The sequence below is a fragment of the Novipirellula caenicola genome, assembly GCF_039545035.1.
In the GTDB taxonomy this organism is placed as follows: Bacteria; Planctomycetota; Planctomycetia; order Pirellulales; family Pirellulaceae; genus Novipirellula; species Novipirellula caenicola.
Genome location: NZ_BAABRO010000050.1, coordinates 1 through 3,980, shown reverse-complemented (window position 1 = coordinate 3,980; position 3,980 = coordinate 1). Strand labels below are relative to the sequence as shown.

The 3,980-nt window shown below is 54.5% G+C and carries 4 protein-coding genes; all 4 read right to left on the bottom strand.

The window, feature by feature from the left end; all coding sequences use genetic code 11:
- Positions 1 to 221 precede the first annotated feature (221 nt).
- Positions 222 to 725, bottom strand: a complete 504-nt coding sequence (locus ABEA92_RS31115) for a hypothetical protein (protein ID WP_345327419.1) — start codon at positions 723 to 725, stop codon at positions 222 to 224.
- A gap of 57 nt (positions 726 to 782) precedes the next feature.
- Entirely contained in the window at positions 783 to 1,223 is a 441-nt protein-coding gene (locus tag ABEA92_RS31475) for a cytochrome P460 family protein (RefSeq protein WP_372720451.1), read from the bottom strand.
- 994 nt (positions 1,224 to 2,217) lie between these two features.
- Positions 2,218 to 2,577 carry a hypothetical protein gene (locus ABEA92_RS31110; RefSeq protein ID WP_345689752.1) on the bottom strand — a complete coding sequence of 120 codons (360 nt, stop codon included), beginning with the start codon at positions 2,575 to 2,577 and terminating at the stop codon, positions 2,218 to 2,220.
- A 131-nt stretch (positions 2,578 to 2,708) separates the two neighbouring features.
- Complete coding sequence (locus ABEA92_RS31105) at positions 2,709 to 3,236, bottom strand: hypothetical protein (protein WP_345689751.1); 528 nt, start codon at positions 3,234 to 3,236, stop codon at positions 2,709 to 2,711.
- Between the last annotated feature and the right edge of the window lie 744 nt (positions 3,237 to 3,980).

Genomic DNA, 3,980 nt, shown 5'->3' with positions numbered 1-3,980 from the left:
AAGTAGCGGACTTGGCAATACACGTACGGACCAACTGCGAAGGTAAATGCAATTACTAGCACGAACACCAGAAGGCGTTGAAGTGAGAATTGCGGTCGCATCTTGGAGCCACTGTATTGGCGAACGGGACGGTTCAGCGGGGCCGCGCGATCGACTCTCCACATCAAGAAAACTCAAGTCGCGGCCTCCGTTGCAACCGATGGTTCTGCCTTTTTTTGGATTCAAATGCGGGACTGCAAGTAGTATAGCCTTTGGGTTTCGCGATCGTAAACGATATCGCTAATGTTCCCGTAGTTGCCAGAATGCCAAAGGTAGCGTTCGTGGTTATTCGCGACAGGAACGAATCCGAGTTGGTGTGGAGGGAGGGAGTGATCTGGGAGATCCGGAACCCTGCCGTCCGTTCCCAGAGTTCGATCGTGTGACAGGGCCCAGTAGGTCGCGTCGGACTCACTGCAGGTTGATTCCACGGTGATCCACCATGAACTTTGGTATGTCCGCAACCGTATATCGGTGGCGTTCTTCGGAACGTAGTCACGAAACCGCTCAGGAAGCTCACTTACCGTACTCGCACTGAAATAGGCGTTCTCGGGGAAGAATATTTCAAGCAGGATGTTGCGAACTGGCCAAAGAATCGCCAGGCTCGCGAAAGCCGCAATGAGCAACATCACCGCAACGCGGCGATGCGATGCCCCTTTAGATTGACATGCAGTCAGATTCTCAGACATCAGAGAATTCCCGGTGGCAGAACGGTACCGTTGACCGAGCCGGGAGGGTCAACGTCTCTACTGCATTTGGTTGCGCAAGCCCGGCTTCGGTCCAACGGATGGTTCCCCGTCGTCTTGCTTCATATAGACGCGAGTAATGTAGTCAGTCTCAGCGTATCGAGCGTGGCAGGAGATACACGAGTCAATCCGTCCACGCGCAAGAATACGACGTGTGCGCCCATCGATCACAGAGTACTCCCAATTTCGATTTTGTGCGTCGAATGTCGATCCCATCTTTCGCATTACCGTGTAAAGCTCCGGGTCTCTATCGCTCTTAGACCTTAGTTTCGACTTGACGATCATCGATCCCTGGGGGTAGTGATTCAGTCCGTCAATCAATGCACGTTTTCCTTTTTCGTTCACGTAAACGTTGCAAAATGCGGATTGACCATACCCATCATGGATCAGATTTGCGTCGAATCCGAAGGGCCGGCACGCCTTGTTCGTCGAGTCATCCATCTCATGTGGCTCGTCCGTGATTCGGATAAGGCGTTGCCGGTTGGTGGCATCGCGGATCAATTCCCAATCAGACGGTTCCGCAGCAAAAGAGGTCGACGTCAGGAGTAAGACAGGTACGCATGAGATCAACGTGTTTCGTAACATTGTCGTGCTGCATTCGAGTCGGGGAACGGGAGCGATGTGCGGGCGGCGAAGGGTGATTGAACCACTTTGCAAAAACGATGCCGCCGCTCCGTCACCATCGCATGGTTATCGCAGATCGCAGCAAGCATGAATCGAGTATGGCTGCAGTGGCGTTCCGCCCCGTGGGTGGCCCGTCAAGCAGACAACCGTTGGGATCGACCAGTGAAGCTAGTGTAACGGACTGCGATGACAAGATGTTGCACGATCAGAACCGCGGATTTTGCTTGACACGGCAGCGATGGCATGAATCGCAAATCAGCGCAGGTCACGCAGCTAGTTGCGATAACGGTAGCGGTAACGGGGTTCGCGGGTTTGATGTTTTATTGAAGTGGACTGGCTCGCGAACTCCCGTTGACCGCATGGTTCTGACCGCGAGCGGTGCTTACCAAGCTCGCAGCGAAACGAGCCCAACGTTGCGTGAGTTTACCATGAGTCGATCCAGTCAAGCAAATAAATGGTGACGCTACCAGCGCCGGAGCAATGGCAAAAAGATGTGGGGCAGAAAGATGATTGCGATCGAAGCAATTGAACGGGCTGGGAAACGCAAGTGCAGCCGCAGGTCGCGTCCGCCTGCGATGGACGACCGAAGCAAAAACGGTCCATCGTATCAATCCACTGGCAGCATTCACGTCCGCCACGACACACGCATCGTCATGTCCGCACTCGGTCGCATTGGAGGTCGAATCAAAAACGACTCAAGCGTGTCAGAACGGCCCGCATCACCGGGGCCCGTGAGTTGATATTCCATTTGTGAAACCGAGCCAACGGGCCTCCGCGTGCATGCGATGGTTCTGCCTTCCGTTGCGCCTCATCAAAACTCACCGAGCGGAAATGCGCCCGGCCCCGGTGCCGTCAGTTTTCCGTCCTTGATCGTGACAAACAACGCAATCTCGTCGATAGAAATATCACTTCCGTCCATACTTGGAAACTCAGGGATCGACTCGGATCGCGTCAATCGAAAATAGCCGATACCATCGCCGCGAAAGAAGTGGAATTCATCGTCGGAGCCGATGTAGTAGAACATCGGGAGGTGCGCTGTCACGCCGCTAAGTTGCTCGAGAGTGACTTGGGTCGCAGTGCCAACGTTCGCGCCACCGCGCGGCGATCCCGAGCATCCCGACGCGAACGGGAGAATCGTCATGATCGCAATCAACAATGAAAAGCGTGGCATTGAATGTCGAACTTAATGTTCAATTGGCAGAACGTCACGATTCAGCGGGCGGCGGCGAGAGACTCAGCCATTGCCAAAACGGCGACCACCGCCGCTCCGTTGCAATCGATGGTTCTGCTCTTGCGCTCGGGTTAAGGAATGGCAAAGTGAGTAGCCGAGAGCAAGGTTAGCAGCGTAGAGGTGTCAATGCAAATCCGATGAGAGAAAGGCGTACCAGCGAAAATGTTGGTTAGGAACGACGTGACGAGCAGCAGAGCAAATGCGGCAGCCACGGTGTGTTCGAGTTGAGCCAAGGTACAGAATCCGTGAATTTGAGAATCCCAGAGCTGCGGGAAGCCTGGTGGCAGTAGAACCAGCAACCAGAACAAATGCCAAACAGCGAAGAAGATCAGGAAAGTAGTTGTGCAGGTCCGAATCGTGTCGCCGTTATCGGCTGTGACCAATCGCCAACGATGATACGGAGGTTTGGGGTGTCCATTGATTCGTGCCAAAAGCCATGCGAACGCGGAGAGCACTAGATAGTGAATTGCCGTAATTCCGATTGCCACAAGCAATGCAAAAACGCCACGCCACATCCCAATTGCAGAAACGGTAACGATCGCAAAGAGCGTGCGAGTATTGAACGAGAATGGCGTGTCGACGCAACGTTTGATTCTCATTCTGAGGTGGGTGTTTCCTTCGTAGCAGAACGGGAGCGATGTGCGGGCGGCGAAGGGTGATTGAACCACTTTGCAAAAACGATGCCGCCGCTCCGTCACCATCGCATGGTTATCGGCGATTGTATCGGGCGTTGATCGATCATGGGACCACGAGAGTCAAAAGTAACGACGGGACGTCGCCACGGTGTGTCGAGCATGGGTTCCGGGAGGAGAAAGCAACGCCGGGACGGCGATACGCGGGCAAGCATCATGGTGTAATCCACGGTCGGTGAAGGAAGACGCCAATTAGCAGCCCAGAAACACCACCAACTACGACGTAGCGAAGTTCATAGTGTTGCTGGGGCGCTGAGGCGATCGCCGGCGCGAGCGATAGCCCAAGCAGCCCGAAGGCTACGATCCACGCGAGAGTTTTAGCGATCTGAGTCACGACGACGGGCATTGTGCGAGTTTGTTTGCCGTGTCCGAGTAGCGTCAAGCGAGCGGAAAGGCGACCAGTCAGTCCGATAACGACCCGCATCACCGAGTCGGGAAAGTTGATTGTCCATTCCTAAAACCTCGCAAGCCCGACTTCGGGCGAGTAGAACGGTGTCTCTCGGATGTTAGGATACGCTTTGTGCTCACGGTTTGCCACGGATTTCTCCTTGTGGTGTCACAATATTTGATCCTTGTCCAATTGATCACCGAACCCTCTCAGAACCGGACTGGCGCCGTTAACGCATCCGGCTCCCAGCCGACACCTCTCAC